Origin of the sequence: Mitsuaria sp. PDC51, from assembly GCF_900113225.1 — a bacterium.
In the GTDB taxonomy this organism is placed as follows: Bacteria; Pseudomonadota; Gammaproteobacteria; order Burkholderiales; family Burkholderiaceae_C; genus Roseateles.
In genome coordinates this window covers 294,438-311,867 of sequence record NZ_FOZE01000001.1, presented here as the reverse complement: position 1 = coordinate 311,867, position 17,430 = coordinate 294,438, and the positions used below count along the sequence as shown (strand labels likewise).

13 protein-coding genes are annotated in these 17,430 nt (G+C 68.6%); 9 read left to right on the top strand and 4 right to left on the bottom strand.

Features of this window, described 5'->3' with window-relative positions:
- Positions 1–61 precede the first annotated feature (61 nt).
- Entirely contained in the window at positions 62–892 is an 831-nt protein-coding gene (locus BM393_RS01345; RefSeq protein ID WP_091720566.1) for a transposase, read from the bottom strand.
- 200 nt (positions 893–1,092) lie between these two features.
- Entirely contained in the window at positions 1,093–1,578 is a 486-nt protein-coding gene (locus tag BM393_RS01340) for a thioredoxin family protein (protein ID WP_091724904.1), read from the bottom strand.
- A 113-nt stretch (positions 1,579–1,691) separates the two neighbouring features.
- Here BM393_RS01340 and BM393_RS01335 point away from each other — a divergent pair, with 113 nt between their 5' ends.
- From BM393_RS01335 to BM393_RS01315, 5 genes are all read left to right on the top strand, one after another.
- Positions 1,692–2,606, top strand: coding sequence for a DUF808 domain-containing protein (locus BM393_RS01335; protein WP_091720558.1), 915 nt, complete (start codon positions 1,692–1,694; stop codon positions 2,604–2,606).
- A 6-nt stretch (positions 2,607–2,612) separates the two neighbouring features.
- Positions 2,613–2,855 (top strand): hypothetical protein, encoded by a 243-nt coding sequence (locus BM393_RS01330; protein ID WP_091720554.1) that lies wholly within the window; start codon positions 2,613–2,615, stop codon positions 2,853–2,855.
- A gap of 57 nt (positions 2,856–2,912) precedes the next feature.
- Complete coding sequence (locus tag BM393_RS01325) at positions 2,913–3,524, top strand: UPF0149 family protein (protein ID WP_091720550.1); 612 nt, start codon at positions 2,913–2,915, stop codon at positions 3,522–3,524.
- 93 nt (positions 3,525–3,617) lie between these two features.
- Positions 3,618–5,117: a M48 family metalloprotease gene (locus BM393_RS01320; RefSeq protein ID WP_091720547.1), complete on the top strand. Its 1,500-nt coding sequence runs from the start codon at positions 3,618–3,620 to the stop codon at positions 5,115–5,117.
- A 381-nt stretch (positions 5,118–5,498) separates the two neighbouring features.
- Positions 5,499–6,080, top strand: coding sequence for a DUF4148 domain-containing protein (locus BM393_RS01315; RefSeq protein ID WP_091720544.1), 582 nt, complete (start codon positions 5,499–5,501; stop codon positions 6,078–6,080).
- Between the two features lie 226 nt (positions 6,081–6,306).
- Here BM393_RS01315 and BM393_RS01310 read toward each other — a convergent pair whose 3' ends face one another.
- Entirely contained in the window at positions 6,307–8,976 is a 2,670-nt protein-coding gene (locus BM393_RS01310; RefSeq protein ID WP_091720542.1) for a prolyl oligopeptidase family serine peptidase, read from the bottom strand.
- Between the two features lie 142 nt (positions 8,977–9,118).
- Between BM393_RS01310 and BM393_RS01305 the strand changes: the two genes are divergently transcribed.
- The 4 genes from BM393_RS01305 to BM393_RS01290 all read left to right on the top strand — a co-directional run bounded on the left by BM393_RS01305 (position 9,119) and on the right by BM393_RS01290 (position 11,724).
- Positions 9,119–9,721: a hypothetical protein gene (locus tag BM393_RS01305; RefSeq protein WP_217648368.1), complete on the top strand. Its 603-nt coding sequence runs from the start codon at positions 9,119–9,121 to the stop codon at positions 9,719–9,721.
- 65 nt (positions 9,722–9,786) lie between these two features.
- Positions 9,787–10,083 (top strand): hypothetical protein, encoded by a 297-nt coding sequence (locus BM393_RS01300; RefSeq protein WP_091720540.1) that lies wholly within the window; start codon positions 9,787–9,789, stop codon positions 10,081–10,083.
- A gap of 178 nt (positions 10,084–10,261) precedes the next feature.
- Entirely contained in the window at positions 10,262–10,837 is a 576-nt protein-coding gene (locus BM393_RS01295) for a DUF6932 family protein (protein ID WP_091720537.1), read from the top strand.
- Positions 10,834–11,724, top strand: coding sequence for a hypothetical protein (locus tag BM393_RS01290; RefSeq protein WP_091720534.1), 891 nt, complete (start codon positions 10,834–10,836; stop codon positions 11,722–11,724). The genes BM393_RS01295 and BM393_RS01290 overlap by 4 nt, the downstream gene beginning before the upstream one ends.
- Positions 11,725–11,768: 44 nt before the next feature.
- Here the strand turns inward: BM393_RS01290 and uvrA are convergent, their stop codons facing one another.
- Positions 11,769–17,405 (bottom strand): excinuclease ABC subunit UvrA, encoded by a 5,637-nt coding sequence (gene uvrA, locus BM393_RS01285; RefSeq protein ID WP_091720531.1) that lies wholly within the window; start codon positions 17,403–17,405, stop codon positions 11,769–11,771.
- Positions 17,406–17,430 lie beyond the last annotated feature (25 nt).

Genomic DNA, 17,430 nt, shown 5'->3' with positions numbered 1-17,430 from the left:
GGCGCAAAGCGCAGCCATAGCGGGGCTATGGCGAGCATTTGCAACGACGAGTGGCAGCCTTTTAGCGCTGCCGTTCGTGGCAGGAGATGAGGCGGCTGACGCGGGATACAGACAAGCCGAGTTCGCGGGCGAGAGCAGTCATGGACTGGCCGCCTTCGGTGTGGGCTCGGTAGAGCGCTTCTTCGCGGCTGGCGGAGGCTTTGAGCCAGTCGCCCCAGCGTCTTGGGCGTGGGGTACGAGGCGGATGCTCGCTCTGCCGCACGGTGCGCTGCACGAAGGCCGCATCCCCAAGAAAGATCTGGTGCCGCAACTGCCCCCAGATATCGAGATCCGGTTCCGACTCCACGATCGCCTGGTAGCGCTGCGCCGCCTTGCGCCGATCCGCCGCGTTCTGCGGTACGCGCCCCAGCACGTTGGTCCACAGCCCCTCGACCTCCAGCCACTCCGGCGCCGCCACCAGCCCCGCATGCGCCTGCAGGCTGCTCCAGCGCCACGCCGCCGGCGACGACGCCAACCCGGCGCGCCGCCCGATCAACTCCACATACCGGCAGGCATCCAGCAGCAGATGCTCCCGATCCACCAGCACCGCCTTGAAGCGCCCCTGGAACACATGCCCGATCTGCCCATGCCGACGGTTGTGCGCCTGCGTATACACCCCATTGAGATGCCGCATCAATCGCGACAGATTCGCCTGCCGCGTGAACAGCAGCAGCTCGTAATGCTCGCGCCCCAGCCCGTAGGCCAGCACCTGGGCATCGAAGCGCTGGGCGGCCTGCTCGATCAGGCCCAGCATCGCCAGCCTGTCCTCGTCATCCGCGAACACGGACGCATCACCACGCGTCGCCACGTGATAAACGGCGCCGGGGAACTCGATGCGAAGCGGCCTGGCCATGCCCAATAACTAGGCGAAGACCGCACAAAAGACAAGCGCCCGGACCGCTGTCGCGGCCACGGGCGCAAGACTTGACCCCTGATCGCGGGGCCCGCGTCGCCGGTCGATAGCCAGAGCGCTATCGGGGGTCAGGACTCAACAGCAAAGCCTGGAACCGGATGCCTGCCTATGCATGGGTCCGCGCCCCGCGAAGGCTGCGCTCAGGACTTGCCCAGCGACTCCAGCACCCGCATCACGGCGTCCTCGCCCATGTTGCGCGCATCGGCGAGCTCGCCACCCTTGGTCGTGCCCAGCACCTGGCCGTCGGCGCCCAGCACCGCGACGGTGGGGATGCCCTTCTTCAGCGTCACGCCCATCTGGTTGGCGAGGTCGACGTTCTTGTCGAAGCGGCCGACATTGACCTTGACCGTGACGAAGCGCTTGTCGACCGCGCCGCCCAGGTGACCCTGCCCGAAGCCCTTGTTCAGCGCCAGGCAGTCCTTGCACCAGTTGGCGCCGTAGACCACCAGCACCTGCTTGCCCTCCTTGGCAGCGCGGGCGACGGCGGTGTTGATGTCGGCGCGGGCGTCGGCCTGTTCGTCGTACGGGCCCGGCCCGCCGGCAGCGGCGTCGGCGGCGTGGACCGCGGTGGCGGACGCCGCGACGAGCGCGGCGGCGAAGAGCTGGGTGGCGGTGCGGCGTTTCATGGCGTCGGAGTTTGCCACCACCGGCAAGACCGCGACGAAGCTGAGGCCCGGCTTCGGGTACAAAGACGGGCTTCGCACAAATCATCACCCTCAGGGAACGGGACACCTCCGCCATGGCCTCCAGCCTGCTCGCACTGCTCGACGACATCACCACGGTCCTGGACGACGTGGCCCTGCTTTCCAAGATGGCCGCCAAGAAGACGTCCGGCGTCCTGGGCGACGACTTGGCGCTCAATGCGCAGCAGGTCACCGGCGTCAGCGCCGACCGGGAACTGCCCGTGGTCTGGGGCGTGTTCAAGGGCTCCCTGATCAACAAGGCCATCCTGGTGCCGGCGGCGCTGGCCATCAGCGCCTGGGCGCCCTGGCTGGTCACGCCGCTGCTGATGATCGGGGGCGCCTACCTCTGCTTCGAGGGCGTCGAGAAGCTCGCCCACAAGTGGCTGCACACCGCCGACGACGACGCCCACGAGGCCGCGCTGGCCGAGGCCGCCCGGAATCCGGCGATCGACCTGGCCGCGCTGGAGAAGGACAAGGTCAAGGGCGCGATCCGGACCGACTTCATCCTCTCCGCCGAGATCATCGCCATCACCCTGGGCACGGTGGCCGAGGCCAGCTTCATGACGCGCGTGCTGGTGCTCTCCGGCATCGCCCTGCTGATGACGATCGGCGTGTACGGCCTGGTCGCCGGCATCGTCAAGCTGGACGACGCCGGCCTGTGGCTCAGCCGCAAGGCCGCGGCCTGGCAGCAGGCGCTGGGCCGCGGGCTGCTCTGGCTGGCGCCGTGGCTGATGAAGGCGCTGTCGGTGGCCGGCACCGCCGCGATGTTCCTGGTCGGCGGCGGCATCCTGACGCACGGCGCGCCCTTCCTTCATCATGCGATCCAGCATGTCGTGGAAGCACTCGGCGCCAGCGGCTTCGCCCGCACCCTCGTCGAACTGCTCGGCGACGCGATCACCGGCATCCTGGCCGGCATCGTCGTCGTGGCCGTGGTCACCGGTATCCAGCGCCTGCGCCATCGCCGAGAATGACGCCCCATGAAGACGCATCACATCGAAGTCCAGAAGTTCAAGGCCGCCTCGAATTCCAGCACCAGCGGCCTGGTGACCTTCAAGGTGGACGCCCTCGTCAAGGAGCGTGAACCGGTCGAGGGCATCGAACCCAGCACGCTGCTGGTCATGACCGAGGCCAACGCCCGCGTCCTGATGGCGCTGCTCAAGACCCAGCTCACCGACATGGACGGCCGCAAGCCCAAGAGCCGTCACGGCCGCCACGGCTGAGCGCCGGCCCTCGCCTCCTCCGCTTCCCCGACTCCGCCCGACTTTCCAGGATCCGACATGGACTTCCCGCAGTACCAGCCCGACAAGGCGCAATACACCCCGCTGACCGACGATGAGCTGTCGGACCTCGACGACTTCCTGTCCGAGATCGACAACGACGCGGCGATGAACATCGAGGCGCTCGACGGCTACCTCAGTGCGCAGCTGCTGAGCCCGCTGTCGCTGAGCGACAAGCCCGGCGCCGAATGGATGAGCCCGGTGTGGGGCGGCGGCGACCCCTTCGCCAGCGGCAAGCAGCGCAAGAAGATCGCCTTGCTGCTGCTGCGCCACGTGCACAGCCTGGCGGTGCAGTGGTCGTCGAAGCAGGACGAATGGGAACCGATCTTCAGCGTCGCCGAGGAAGGCGACCAGCAGCTGGTCGATGCCGAGGACTGGTGCACCGGCTTCATGATCGGCGTGGACCAGGACGGCGAGGCCTGGGCGCCGCTGTTCGAGCACGTCAAGACCGCGGCCGCGCTGGCGCCGATCGCGCTGCTGGGCGGCGACGAGAGCCAGCTCAGCGCCGAGGACCAGGACAAGCTCACCGACCTGCACTGGCGCGACGCGCTCAGCCGCGAAGTGCCCGAGGGCGTCCTGACGCTGTGGACGCTGCGCCAGCAGGCCACCTGAGCGCTCCCCGCCTTGCCGCGGGCGGGCCTCACGCCCGCCGTCCCGCCCTTCCCTTTTCCCTTTTCCCAATTTGCGTCACGCCGAGTTGATCCGATGAAGCGCCACTTTCCGTTCGCGGTGCTGGCCACCGCCGCCTTGCTGACGATCGCCGGCTGCGGCACCCAGGTCGTCAACCCGGTCTCCGGCCGCACCGAGCGCAGCGCGATGAGCCTGCAGCAGGAGGTGGCCGCCGGCCGCGAGGCCCACCAGGGCGTGCTCAAGGAGTACGCGGTCGTCGATGACGCGCGGCTGCAGGCCTACGTCACCGCGCTGGGCAACAAGCTCGCCGCGCAGTCGCACCGGGCCGAGCTCGAGTGGCATTTCACCGTGCTCGACAGCCCGGAGGTCAATGCCTTCGCGCTGCCGGGCGGCTACGTCTACGTCACCCGGGGCATCCTGGCCTACATGGAGAACGAGGCCGACCTGGCCGGCGTCATGGGCCACGAGATCGGTCACGTGACCGCGCGCCACGGCGCGCAGCGGGCGACGCGCCAGCAGAACGCCGGCATCGGCGTGCTTGCCGCGACGGTGCTGGGCGCGGTGCTGGAGTCGCGCGGCGTGGGCGGCGCGACGGACATCGCCGGGCAGCTCTCGCAGAACGCCGCGGCCGGCTACATCGCCTCCTACAGCCGCGAGCAGGAGCTGCAGGCGGACCAGCTCGGCGCCGAGTACCTGGCGCGCAACCGCTACGACCCCAGGCACATGGTCGACGTGATCCAGGTGCTGAAGGACCAGGAGCAGTTCGCCGCCGACCAGGCGCGGGCACAGGGCCGCCAGCCGCAGACGGGCAACAACTGGCTGGCCTCGCACCCGAGCAACGAGCAGCGCCTGCAGCGCATCCGCGACGAGGCCTCGCAGCTGACCGCCGGGCAGGCGGTGGACGAGAACCGCGCCGCCTTCCTGCAGGCGATCGAGGGCATGGTCTTCGGCGACAGCCCGGCGCAAGGGCTGGTGCGGGGACAGCAGTTCCTGCACCCGGACCTGGACTTCGCGCTGACGGCGCCGGCGGGCTGGGCGATCCAGAACGGCAATGACGCGGTGACAGTCATGAGCCCGCAGCGCGACGCGGCGCTGATCCTGCAGCCGGTGCCGGCCAAGGCGGGCAACTCGCACGACGAGATCCTGCGCAACCTGGGCGCCGAGCAGGGCCGCACCGACGCGAAGACGATCAACGGGCTGAAGGCGACCCACTTCGCCGGCGTGCGTCGCAACGCACAGGGCCAGCGCGGCAACGCCGAGCTGACGCTGGTGACGAGTTCGAAGGGCGCGGTCTACGCGCTGGTCTACGCCGCGAAGGACGGCCAGGCGCTGCAGGCGCGGCGCGAGGGCCTCGCGCAGGCGGAGGGCAGCTTCCGCGCGCTGAATGCCGACGACCGCAAGCAGGCCCGGCCGTGGAAGATCGCGCTGCGGCCGTATCCGGCGGGCGGCTTCGCCGAGATGGCGAAGAGCTCGGTGCTGACCGAAGCGCAGCTGAAACTGCTCAACGGCCGTTACGGTGGCGAGGCGCCGCCCAAGCCGGGCGAGCGCGTGAAGACGGTGGTCGCGGCGCCCTGAGCGCGCGCCGTCGCCCGTCCTGCGTCCTCACCCGCGCCCGCGGCAGCCTTACGGCTTCGGCGACTGATCGTTGTCGTTGAGCCGGCGCCGGTGGCCATGGTCATCAAGACCGACATGAATGTGAGACGGGTGGCGCGTCGAGCGTCGCGGAACGTCGGTGGCCCCGGACATGAACCGCGCATGAGCAGCACATGAACAGCGCAAGCAGGGGCTTGCTTTCATGATCCGTTCATCTCTCGCTCACATTCGATTAACTGGGCTCGCCGCTGACGTTCATTGCGGGTTCTGAGAATTCATCCTGCACCGCGCAGTGGTGCGACGTCCGACAGGCAGCACGCCGAGTCCGGCCGTCTGACAGGAAGTGAAAGGAACAGCAAAGTGATGAACCGCAACACTCGAAGCACGACCCGGACGGCCCTGCTGTCGATCCTCGCCGCCGCCGCTGCGAGTGCCTCGATGTGGGCGCATGCCGAAGACGCGACCGCGCGTCCCCCGACCCGGGATGAAGTCAAGGCCGAGCGCGACCGCGCGCAGGCCTCCGGCGCCATCGACGCGGCGTTCGACGAGAACGGTCAGCACTCCAAGGAAGAGCTCGGCGTCAAGGGCAAGAGCACCAAGACGCGCGAACAGGCGCGCCAGGCCCTGACCGAAGCGCGCAAGTCCGGCGCGAAGCGCGACGCCTTCCACGAGTCGGCCGCCCACGCGAAGACCCAGAGCGCGGGTGTCAAGACCAGCGGGCCCAAGACGCGGGCGCAGGTCAAGGCGGAGCTGGCGACCGCGCGCGCCAACGGCGACGTCGACCACGCCTTCCACGAGTCGCGTGCCCACGCGGGGCCTGGCACGGCCGGCGCGGCCAAGAAGCCGGCGACCACACGCCAGGACGTGAAGCAGCAGTTCGACGAGGCGCGCCGCAGCGGCGAGCTGCGCCGCATCAACGACAACGACCAGTCGGCCAAGCCGTGAGGGGCCGCCCGCCGCGAGGCGGGCGGGTGGGTGTCCCTCGCCGACTCCTGGACCTGGCGCTGCCCCGGCTTGACGGGCTGGACCTGTGCCGCCTGCTGCGCGCCCAGGGGAGCCAGGTGCCCGTCCTGATGCTGGCGGATGCCGCGAGCTCCGGACGGCGTGAGCGGCCGGCCGGGCGTCGTGACAGGCGACATCCGCGGCTCAGGGCACGGGTAGGCTTGGCGTCCTACTTGCGCTGCGCCGCCCCCAGGTGCGCCAGCCAGAACGCCTCGTACTTGCGGTGCCAGCCGGCGGGCTTCACCGCGCCGCCGAGGCCGTGCTCCCCATCCGGATCCAGGAACAGCTCGACCAGCCCTTCCTTGCCCGACTCCAGCAGCGCGCGGTACACGTTGACCGTGTCCTGATACAGCACGTTCGGGTCCTGCATGCCGTGCACCAGCAGCAGCGGCTTCTTCAGCTGCCTGGCCAGCGGCAGCAGCGAATACTTGCGCAGCACCGGCTTGGTCCGATCCACCTTGCCGATGGTCCGGCCGCTGTACCAGCTGTTGTAGTTCTCCCATTCCGTCGGCCCCGCGCCCGCGATGCCAGCCGCGAACAGATCGGGCTTCGTGTACATCGTGTACTGGGTCTGGAAACCGCCGAAGCTCCAGCCGTTCAGGCCGATGCGCTGGCCGTCGACACCCAGGTTGGCCTTCATGTAGGCGACCAGGTCTTCCAGGTCCTCGGTCTGCGGCGCGCCCGGCTGCTCCCAGTTGGCATCGGCGAACTTCTCGCCGTAGTTGGAATGCCCGCGCGGATCCACCGTCACCGTGACGTAGCCATGCTTGGCCGCCATGTACATCGCGAAGACATACCCGGTCGGCTGGAAGCTGTCGGTCTCGACCGAATGGCGATCGTTGAGCGGGCCGCCGTAGGTGTAGACGATGGCGGCGCGCTTGTCGCTCGGCGCCCAGCCCAGCGGCTTGAAGACGTAGGCCGGGATCATGTCGCCGTGGCGGTTGCGGAAGCTGAAGCGCTCCGGCCGCAGCACGTCGACCTGGGCCCAGGCCGGGTCGTGGCTCTGCGTCAGCAGCTTGCCGGGCTCGGCACCCGACGCGGCCGCCTGTCCCTTCAGCAGCTTCAACTCGGGACGCTCGGCCCAGTTGCCGGCCACTGCCGCCGCCCACTGGCCATTGCGCGCCACCGCCGCGTTGCGGTGGTAGTCCGGCGAGCGGCCCAGCGCCGTCATGCGGCCGTCCTTGAGCTCGACGCGCCAGACATTCATCGCGGCGTAGTCGTCCTTGTTGGACACGACGAACATCGTCTTCGCATCCGGCGTGAAGCCCAGCACCTGGAAGGCCTCGAACTCGCCCTTGACCAGCGGCGTCACCGACCGGTCGGCGCCCGCCGCCAGGCTCATCGCGTAGGGCTGGCGCCAGCCGTTGTCGGCCAGGATCAGCACCAGCTGCTTCGAGTCCGGCGTGAATGACGGCGTCATCACGTTGACCAGCTCGTGGTGGATGGGCGCGCGGCGCTCCAGCACCATCTCCGGCTTGGCGTCGCCGGGCTTGCCGAGGTAGACGCGCAGCAGGTCCTTCTCACGCTCGAAGGTGGTGAAGGCGTAGCGGCTGCCGTCGCGCGCCCACACGACCGGCGAGATTTCGAACCACGCGTCGCCGCCCGGGTGCGTGAACACCGGTTCGGGCTGGCGCTCCGGCGCCGCGCCGGCGGCCGGCACCTTGCGGATGTAGATCGCCATCGAGGGCAAGCCGCGCTTGTCGTCGGAGACCTCGCGATCGACCTTCTTCGCCGTGGCGAAGCGGTCGCTGTAATTCATGATCTCGACCTGCCGGCCCGGCTTGGGCAGCGGCTTGCCGTCCGCGTTCACCAGCGGCGCGTTGGCCACCAGCGCCATCCAGCGGCCGTCCTCGCTCAGCGCGGTCTGTGCGATGCGGAACTTGCGGTCCTCGTCGTCCGGGTTGAACAGCTCGCGGTTGATCACCTCGATCCCGGCCGTGGCCAGGCGCACGCGCAGCACGCGGGTCTCGTCCTGCACGATCAGCGACTGGTCGTCCGGCGCGTAGGCAACCGGCTTGAGCGTGCGGCCGGTCGACAGCAGCGGCTCGGCGCGGTCGGCGCCCGCCTTCCAGCGCAGCAGTTGGCCGCGATAGGCCAGGACCAGTTCATCGCCCTTGGACGCCCACACGAACTGCGAGACGCCGGGGTACAGGTCCTCGGGCTTGAGCTTCTCGCGCTCGCGCTTCTTCTTCAGCTCGTCGCGCAGCTCCCAGAGCGCCATGTCCTTGGGATCCTTGGCCGGCTTCTTCGCCTCCGCCGCGGACGCGCCCGAGGCCGGCGCCGCGGCGGCGGCCGGTGCGTCGCCCCAGGCCGCCTTCTCGGCCGCCTTGCGGGCGTCCTCGCGCGCCTTGCGCTCGGCCAGCTCCACCTTCAGATCGGCGATCGCCTGGCGCTCCCATTGATCCAGGTCCACCGGCTCGCCGCGCAGGTAGGCGGCCTGCGCCTCCTCGCGGGCCTGGCGCTGGGCCAGCTCGTCGCGCTTCTGCTTGAGCTTGCGGGCGTAGCGCTCCAGGTTCTCCGGCGTCTCCACCACGGCCATCAGCGCCGGCGAGCTCACGCGGACCGTCCTGCCGGTCTGTGTGTCATGGACGTACAGGTCGCTGCCGGGCTCGCCGAACGGGTTCCAGAGGTAAGCGACGTAACGGCCGCTCGCGCTGAATTTCAGGTCCTTGGCGGACTCCCCGCGATAGGACTCGGCACGGAACAGCTGTTCCAGGGTCAGCGGCCGGTTGGCCACCGCGACGGGGGCCGTCGTCGTCTGCGCCAGCGAGGGCTCGCCGGCGCCCAGCCCCGTCGCCAGGGTCGCCAGCGCCAGGGAAGTCAGGATCCATTGCTTCAAATCGTTGCTCCACGCCCCGCAAGGTCAGCAGGGACGCGGGATTCTAGGGAGGGGTCAACAACTGCTTACCGCTGCGCTGTGCACCGGATCCGTCAAGCGCGCGTTAACCGTCCATACTTTCCCTAGGTAGGTCGGAGGTTCCATGAAGCACCTGATCCAACGCATCCTCGGCGCCGTGGCGCTGACCGCCGGCGTGCTGGCTGCGCCAACGGCCTTCGCAGGCGACGTGGGCGTGTCCATCAGCGTCGGACAGCCCGGCTTCTATGGCCGCATCGACGTCGGCAACGTCCGCCCGGACGTGATCTACGCGCAGCCGATGGTGATCGAGCGGGTCTACGACCCCGCCCCGCCGTTGTACCTGCGCGTGCCGCCCGCGCATTACCACGCCTGGTCGCGCCACTGCGGCTACTACCGCGCCTGCGGCCGGCCGGTGTATTTCGTCCGTGAGGACTGGTACACGCGGACCTACGCCCCGGTCTACTACGGTCGCCCGCGCGTGCATCCGATGCCGGTCTATGCCCCTCCGCCGCCGCCCCGGTGGGAGCCGGTGCGCCGGGATTGGGATGGCCGCTGGGATGGCCGCCGCGACTGGCACGACCACCGCGACGACCATCGCGGCTGGGAGGGCCGGCGCTGGGAAGAACGCCGCGATGACCATCGCGGCGGCGGTCGCGGCGGCTGGGACCGCGACGGTGACCGCGGTGATCGTGGCCACGGACATGGACGCGGCCATCATCGCGACTGAGGTTTTCCCCTCGCGTATAGTCGGCCGCTTGCACGCCAGCAAGGCGTGATTCACCGCGCCGACGTATGTTCGCCAAAGTCATCGCCGCCCTTGGACTGCTGATCTGCGTGCTGCTCGCGATCGACATGGCCTTGCCGCGGCGGCACCAGATGGCCTGGCGCGCATGGGTCCGGCGCCCGGGCCTTCTGATGGGCAGCGGCATCGGCCTGAAGGGTCGCTTCAATTCACGCGACCGCCGTCGCGCCGCCCATGACGCGGCCCTCGACGCAATCGCCCGCGCGAAGCACCGCTCAGGCACCTGGGACGGCAACGTCTATCACGGCGACGACTTCGAGCAGCGCCAGCGGCGCAAGCCGCATTGAGCCGGCCTGCGCGTGGCCTGTGGGTCGCGCTTCAGGGCGCAGACGCCGCTCACGACTCAGTCCCGTCAGCTCACTTGCATTCAGCTCGCTCGGTCTCCTTTAAAGTCGTTGATCCGATGAGCTGAGGCCCAACCCTTTGGGGCCGAACGATGCAGACCTGGATTGAGGAGCAAGATGCATGATTCCTGCCTGGAACCTGCAGGGTGTGATCCCACCTGTTCGCCCTGGGGTCGCAGGCCATCACGCCGACCGATCTCCTTACAAGGCCACCTTGGACGCTTTTGTCGACGCGATGGGGAACTCTCCGCCCCGTCTTGCAATCGTGGAAGGCCTGCTCCGCTTCCGCTCGGAAATTCGGGCAGCCGGGATAACAGTCGGATTTCAATGGTTGGATGGGAGCTTCTTGGAGCACGTGGAAGCCACCGAAGGACGGGATCCTCGGGATGTGGACGTGGTCACATTCATAGAAATTCCCCCGGGTGCGACTGAGGCCGCGCTTGTGGCCGCCAACCCGCATCTCTTCGATAACGCCCACGTGAAGAAAACTCATCAGGTGGACTCGTACTGGGACGTGCTAGGCGGCTCAATGAACGAAGCTTCGGTTCAACGGATCGCGTATTGGTACAGCATGTGGTCACACAGGCGGGACGGCCTGTGGAAGGGCTTCGTTCAGATTGATTTATCGCCTGCCAATGATCTGCTGGCGGCACAGGCAGTTGCTCAAGCAAAGCTTGCCTTGGGGATCACGCCATGATTGATCGCAGGGACGCGTTGTCATCGGAGATTCAAGAGCTCGAGCTGATGCTCAATCAGCTTCCCGGCTCCGCAGCAATCCAACGGCTCTCGCTGGAGAATCGCCTGAAATCCGCGCGGGACGCTCTTCTGAGGCAAGAGTCGGTGCCGCGGCCGGAACGCGCGCGGCTGACCTTTCGCGGTCGCCCTGTGACGGGCAGTCGCGGAATCTCGGCAGATTTCGCAGGCAAGGCGTCCAATGCGTTCGCGGATGCCTTCGCGGCGGTGGTCGCAGGTCTCAACGACAGCCTCCGCTTCATGGGCCCCATACCCGATCGAGCAAAGAATCAATTGCTGCTCACGGGCACCGCCGTTGGCTCCTTCGGGTTTGAGTTCGAACTCCCTGCGGGAGGCCTGTTCCCAGATCAAGAGAAGGCTGAAGACGCACTTCAGAAGATGCAAGGACTGTGGGAAGCCGCAGCATTGAAGAGCGACGACGAGGTCGCGGAACTTGTAGACACGATCCATCCCCGAGCGGTGAAAAAGATCTCGGAGTTCCTTGAACTCTTGCAGCAACATCAAGCCTGGTGCGGACTGGAGTTCAAGCAGCGGATTTTTAGGTTTGAGGGTCCTGATCAACTGAAGCAGTCCGCTGACCGATTGGAAGAAGGCAATATCAAGGAGGACCGAGAACAGCACCAAGGCGTATTCGTCGGCGTACTCCCCCACAGCCGCTCCTTTGAGTTCCAGACCAGCAACGCTCTAATCAAGGGAAGAATTGGTAGCGCAGTGGAAGATCCGGACCTCATCAATCGGGAATGGTTGAAGCGTCATACCAATATCACCTTGGACGTGGTGCAAGTCGGCCAGGGGCGTCCGCGATACACACTCAATGCATTGCCAACCTGAATAGAAAACGGCCTCTTGCGAGGCCGTTTCAGTTGGCGGGCTGATCAGCCTCGCGCCAGCACCGGTGCCAGCGCCTTGCCGGTGTGCGTCCCTTGCGCCACCAGCGTCTCCGGCCGGCCCTGCGCGACCACGCGTCCGCCCGCCGAGCCTCCCTCCGGTCCCAGGTCCAGCACCCAGTCGGCTTCGGCGATCACATCGAGGTCGTGCTCGATCACGACCACGCTGTGCCCGCCGTCGACCAGCCGATGCAGCACGCGGATCAGCTTCTCCACGTCGGCCATGTGCAGCCCCACCGTCGGCTCGTCCAGCACGTACAGCGTGTGCGGCGGCTTCTGGCCGCGGCGCGTCACGTCGTCGCGCACCTTCACCAGCTCCGACACCAGCTTGATCCGCTGCGCCTCGCCGCCCGACAGCGTCGGGCTCGGCTGACCCAGCGTCAGGTAGCCCAGTCCCACGTCCTGCAGCAGCTTCAGCGGATGCGCGATCGAGGTCATCGCGGCAAAGAACTCCACCGCCTCGTCCACCTCCATCTGCAGCACCTCGCCGATGCTCTTGCCGCGCCAGCTCACCGCCAGCGTCTCGGGGTTGAAGCGCTGCCCATGGCATTGGTCGCAGAGCACCTTCACGTCCGGCAGGAAGCTCATCGCGATGGTGCGCATGCCCTGCCCTTCACAGCCCGGGCAACGGCCCTCGCCGGTGTTGAAGCTGAAGCGGCCCGGACCATACCCGCGGGCCTTCGCCTCCAGCGTCTCGGCGAACAGCTTGCGGATCGCATCCCAGAAGCCGATGTAGGTCGCCGGGCAGCTGCGCGGCGTCTTGCCGATCGGCGTCTGGTCGACCTCCAGCACCCGGTCCACCTGCTGATGGCCCTCGATGGCGTCGCAGCCCAGCCAGGTCGACGGCGCCCGGCGCAGCGGCACCGCCGCCGCCATGTTGGCCAGCAGCACGTCCCGCGCGAGCGTCGACTTGCCCGAGCCCGACACCCCCGTGATGCCCACCAGCCGGTGCAGCGGCACGTCCACCGTGACGCCGCGCAGGTTGTGCAGCGTCGCGTTGAGCACCGTCAGCTTGGGCGCGTCGGCGTCCATCTCGCGGCGCTCCTTGAGCGGATGCACCAGCGGTTTCGACAGAAAGCGGCCCGTCAGCGAATCGGGGTTCTTCGCGATCTCCGCGGCCGTGCCTTCGGCGATCACGCGGCCGCCGCGCTTGCCCGCGCTCGGCCCGATGTCGATGATGTGATCGGCGCGCCGGATCGTGTCCTCGTCGTGCTCGACGACGACCAGCGTGTTGCCCTTGTCGCCCAGCGTCGACAGCGCCTTGAGCAGGATCTGGTTGTCGCGCGGATGCAGGCCGATGGTCGGCTCGTCCAGCACGTAGCAGACGCCTTGCAGGTTGCTGCCGAGCTGCGCCGCCAGGCGGATGCGCTGGGCCTCGCCGCCGGACAGCGTGGGCGCCGCGCGGTCCAGCGTCAGGTAGCCCAGGCCGACCTCCTCCAGGAACTCCAGCCGCCCCTTGATCTCGCTGACCACGTCGCGCGCGATCTCCGCGTCGCGGCCGGTGAGTGTCAGGCCCGCGATCCACTCGCGCGCCTCGGTCACGCTCCACGAGGCCACCGTGCCGATGGTCTCGTGCTCGAAGCTCACCGCGCGCGCCACGGGATTCAGGCGCGAGCCGTGGCAATCCGGGCAGGGCGCGTCGCTCAGATCCTCGATCTCGGCTTCCTCGGCGGGGAAGCTCTGCTCGCGGCCCCGGTTGTCCTTGTCCTGCTGGCTGTCGTCCAGGGCCTTGCGCTGCTCGCGCGTCAGCGCCAGGCCGGTGCCGACGCAGGTGGTGCACCAGCCGTGCTTGGAGTTGTAGCTGAACAGCCGCGGATCCAGTTCCGGATAACTCGTGCCGCACTGCGGGCAGGCGCGCTTGGTGGAGAACACCCGCAGCTCGCCGATGCCGCGCGTCGGCTTCGCATTGCGCAGCGCGTCGTGCAGTCCGTCCAGCGGCGACAGCACATGCACCACGCCCTTGCCGTGGTCCAGCGCCTTGGCCAGCAGCTCGCGCAACTCGGCCTCGGTCTCCGGCGTGACGGTCATGTCGCCCACCGGCAGTTCGATCGTGTGTTCCTTGAAGCGGTCCAGCCGCGGCCACGGACTGGTCGGCAGGAACTCGCCGTCGACGCGCAGGTGGGTGTAGCCGCGCTGCTTCGCCCACTTCGCCAGGTCGGTGTAGACGCCCTTGCGATTGACCACCAGCGGCGCGAGCAGCCCGATGTGCCGGCCCTTGTAGTCGCGCAGCAGCTGCGCGGCGATGGCCTCGACGCTCTGCGGCTTCACCGGCGTGCCGTCGTTGGCGCAGTGCTGCACGCCGAGCTTCACGTAGAGCAGGCGCAGGAAGTGCCAGACCTCGGTCGTGGTCGCCACCGTGCTCTTGCGCCCGCCGCGCGACAGGCGCTGCTCGATCGCGACCGTCGGCGGAATGCCCCAGACCGCGTCGACCTCGGGCCGGCCCGCCGGCTGCACGATCGAGCGCGCATAGGCGTTCAGCGATTCGAGATAGCGGCGCTGGCCCTCGTTGAACAGGATGTCGAAGGCCAGCGTGCTCTTGCCGGAGCCCGACACGCCGGTCACGACGTTGAACTTGCCGCGCGGGATGCTGACGTCGACCGACTTCAGGTTGTGCTCGCGCGCGTTGACGATGCGGATCGCTTCATCGGCCTTGCGGCGCTGGCGCAGCAGCGATTGCAGCGGCTTGCCTTCGGCGACCTTGACCGGCGCACGGTCCATCTCGGCCGCGTACTCGCGCAGCGCCTGCGCGGTGTGCGAGGTCGGATGGTCCTTCAGCGTCTCCGGCGTGCCGACCGCGACGACCAGGCCGCCGTCCTCGCCGCCCTCGGGTCCGAGGTCGATGACCCAGTCCGACGCGCGGATCACGTCCAGGTTGTGCTCGATCAGGATCAGCGAATGCCCCGCCGACAGCAGCTTGCGCATGGCGCGCATCAGCTTGGCGATGTCGTCGAAGTGCAGGCCGGTGGTCGGCTCGTCGAAGAGGAACAGGGTGCCCTTGGTCGCCGTCGCCTGGCGCGGCTTCGAGGCCGCCTCCGCCAGGTATCCCGCCAGCTTCAGCCGCTGCGCCTCGCCGCCCGACAGCGTCGGCACCGGCTGCCCCAGCGTCAGGTAGTCCAGGCCGACATCCGACAGCGGCTGCAGCTTGTTCAGCACCTCGCGGTCGTCCTTGAAGACGCCCAGCGCCTCGGCCACCGTCAGGTCCAGCACGTCGGAGACGCTGAGCTGCCGTCCGGCGCGCTCCAGCTTGACCTCGAGCAGCTCGGCGCGGAAGCGCTTGCCGTCGCAGTCGGGGCAGCGCAGGTAGACGTCGGACAGGAACTGCATCTCGACGTGCTCGAAGCCCGAGCCGCCGCAGGTCGGGCAGCGGCCGTCGCCGGCGTTGAAGCTGAACATGCCGGCGCCGTAGCTGCGCTCCTTGGCCATCGGCGTGTCGGCGAAGCGCTTGCGGATCTCGTCGAACACGCCGACGTAGCTGGCCGGGTTCGAGCGCGCCGTCTTGCCGATCGGCGACTGGTCGACGAAGACCGCGTCGGCCAGCCAGTCCGCGCCCAGGAGCCGGTCATGCGCGCCCGGCGCCTCGGTGGCCTGGCCGAACCAGCGCGCCAGCGCCGGATAGAGCACGTCCTGCATCAGCGTGCTCTTGCCCGAGCCCGACACGCCGGTGACCGCCACCATGCGCTGCAGCGGGAACTCGACGCTGACGTTCTTGAGATTGTGCTCGCGCGCGCCCTCGAGGATCAGTCGCGGCGTGTTCTCCTCGACGACGCGCTTCAGGCCCATGCCCACGTGCCTGCGCGCGCCGAGGTAGGCGCCGGTCAGCGTGTCGGCGGCGCGGATCTGTTCCGGCGTGCCGTCGAAGACGATCTGGCCGCCCTGCTGGCCGGGGCCGGGGCCCATGTCGATGAGCCGGTCCGCCGCCAGCATCACCGCCGGGTCGTGCTCGACGACCACCAGCGTGTTGCCCGCGTCGCGCAGGCGCTGCATCGCCTCGACGATGCGGTTCATGTCGCGCGGGTGCAGGCCAATGCTGGGCTCGTCCAGCACGAACAGCGTGTTGACCAGCGAGGTCCCCAGCGCCGTCGTCAGGTTGATGCGCTGCACCTCGCCGCCGGACAGCGTGCGGCTCTGGCGGTCCAGCGTCAGGTAGCCGATGCCGACGTCGACCAGGTACTTGAGCCGGTTGCGGATCTCGTCGAGCAGCAGCTTCAGCGCCTCGTCGAGCATCGAGCCCGGCAACTGCAGCTCGTCCATGAAGCGTCTGAGCCGATGGATCGGCAGCTGCATCAGGTCATGGACCGACAGGCCCGGCAACGCCTCGAGCTGCGCGCGCGTCCACTTCACGCCCTCCGGCATGAAGCGCTGCGCGGCCGGCAGTGCCGCGTCGGCCAGCGCCTTGGAACCGATGCGCCACAGCAGCGCCTCGGTCTTGAGGCGCGCGCCGCGGCAGGCCGGGCATTCCGTGTAGCTGCGGTACTTGGACAGCAGCACCCGGATGTGCATCTTGTAGGCCTTGCTCTCCAGGTAATCGAAGAACCGGCGGACGCCGTACCACTGCTTGTTCCAGTTGCCGTTCCAGTTCGGGCTGCCTTCGATGACCCAGTCGCGCTGCGACTGCGTCATCTGGCTCCACGCGGTGTCGCGCGGGATGCCGGCATCGCCGGCGTACTTCAGCAGGTCGTCCTGGCATTCCTTCCAGGCCGGCGTCTGCATCGGCTTGATCGCGCCGCCGCGCAGCGTCTTGCGCTCGTCGGGGATCACCAGGCCCAGGTCCACCCCGATCACGCGGCCGAAACCGCGGCAGGTCTCGCACGCGCCCATCGCCGAGTTGAACGAGAACAGCGCCGGCTGCGGGTCGGCGTAGCGGATGTCGCTCTCCGGGCAATGCAGGCCGGTCGAGTAGCGCCAGAGCACCGGCTCGGCGCCCTCCTCGGCCGGCAGCACGTAGACCGTCATGCGGCCGCTGCCGCGCTTGAGCGCCAGCTCGATGGCTTCCATCGCGCGCGCCTGCTCGACGCCCTGCATGCGGAAGCGGTCCGCCACCACGTCCAGCACCTTGCGGCCGTTGATGACGCGCTCCGACTGCACCCGCGTGAAGCCGGAGGCGGAGAGCCACTGCTCGACCTCGCCGGCGCTGACGGTCTCCGGCAGCTCGACCGGGAAGGTCAGCACCAGGCGCGGATCGCCGTCGACGGTGCGCGCCAGCAGCTCGGCGTGGATGGTCTGCGGCGTGTCGTGGCGCACCGGCAGCGCGGTGTCGCGGTCGAAGAGGTCCGCGCCGCGCGCGAACAGCAGCTTCAGATGGTCGTTGAGCTCCGTCATCGTGCCGACGGTGGAGCGGCTGGTGCGGACCGGGTTGGTCTGGTCGATCGCGATGGCGGGCGGCACGCCCTCCACCTTGTCGACGGCCGGGCGGTCCATCCGGTCCAGGAACTGGCGGGCGTAGGCCGAGAAGGTCTCGACGTAGCGGCGCTGGCCTTCCGCGTAGAGCGTGTCGAACACCAGGCTGGACTTGCCCGAGCCGCTCGGCCCGGTCACCACGGTCAGTTCTCCGGTCCGGAGATCCAGGTCGAGGTTCTTGAGGTTGTGCTGGCGGGCGCCGCGGATGCGGATATCGGCGTCGGACATGAGGTGTGGGCTCGGGAGCCTCGAA

Coding starts and splice junctions, on each gene's coding strand:
- BM393_RS01295 (WP_091720537.1), top strand. CDS start 10,262: ATGATTCCTGCCTGGAACCTGCAGGGTGTGATCCCACCTGTTCGCCCT.
- BM393_RS01325 (WP_091720550.1), top strand. CDS start 2,913: ATGGACTTCCCGCAGTACCAGCCCGACAAGGCGCAATACACCCCGCTG.
- BM393_RS01320 (WP_091720547.1), top strand. CDS start 3,618: ATGAAGCGCCACTTTCCGTTCGCGGTGCTGGCCACCGCCGCCTTGCTG.
- BM393_RS01340 (WP_091724904.1), bottom strand. CDS start 1,578: ATGAAACGCCGCACCGCCACCCAGCTCTTCGCCGCCGCGCTCGTCGCG.
- BM393_RS01300 (WP_091720540.1), top strand. CDS start 9,787: ATGTTCGCCAAAGTCATCGCCGCCCTTGGACTGCTGATCTGCGTGCTG.
- BM393_RS01305 (WP_217648368.1), top strand. CDS start 9,119: ATGAAGCACCTGATCCAACGCATCCTCGGCGCCGTGGCGCTGACCGCC.
- BM393_RS01290 (WP_091720534.1), top strand. CDS start 10,834: ATGATTGATCGCAGGGACGCGTTGTCATCGGAGATTCAAGAGCTCGAG.
- uvrA (WP_091720531.1), bottom strand. CDS start 17,405: ATGTCCGACGCCGATATCCGCATCCGCGGCGCCCGCCAGCACAACCTC.
- BM393_RS01315 (WP_091720544.1), top strand. CDS start 5,499: ATGAACCGCAACACTCGAAGCACGACCCGGACGGCCCTGCTGTCGATC.
- BM393_RS01330 (WP_091720554.1), top strand. CDS start 2,613: ATGAAGACGCATCACATCGAAGTCCAGAAGTTCAAGGCCGCCTCGAAT.
- BM393_RS01345 (WP_091720566.1), bottom strand. CDS start 892: ATGGCCAGGCCGCTTCGCATCGAGTTCCCCGGCGCCGTTTATCACGTG.
- BM393_RS01335 (WP_091720558.1), top strand. CDS start 1,692: ATGGCCTCCAGCCTGCTCGCACTGCTCGACGACATCACCACGGTCCTG.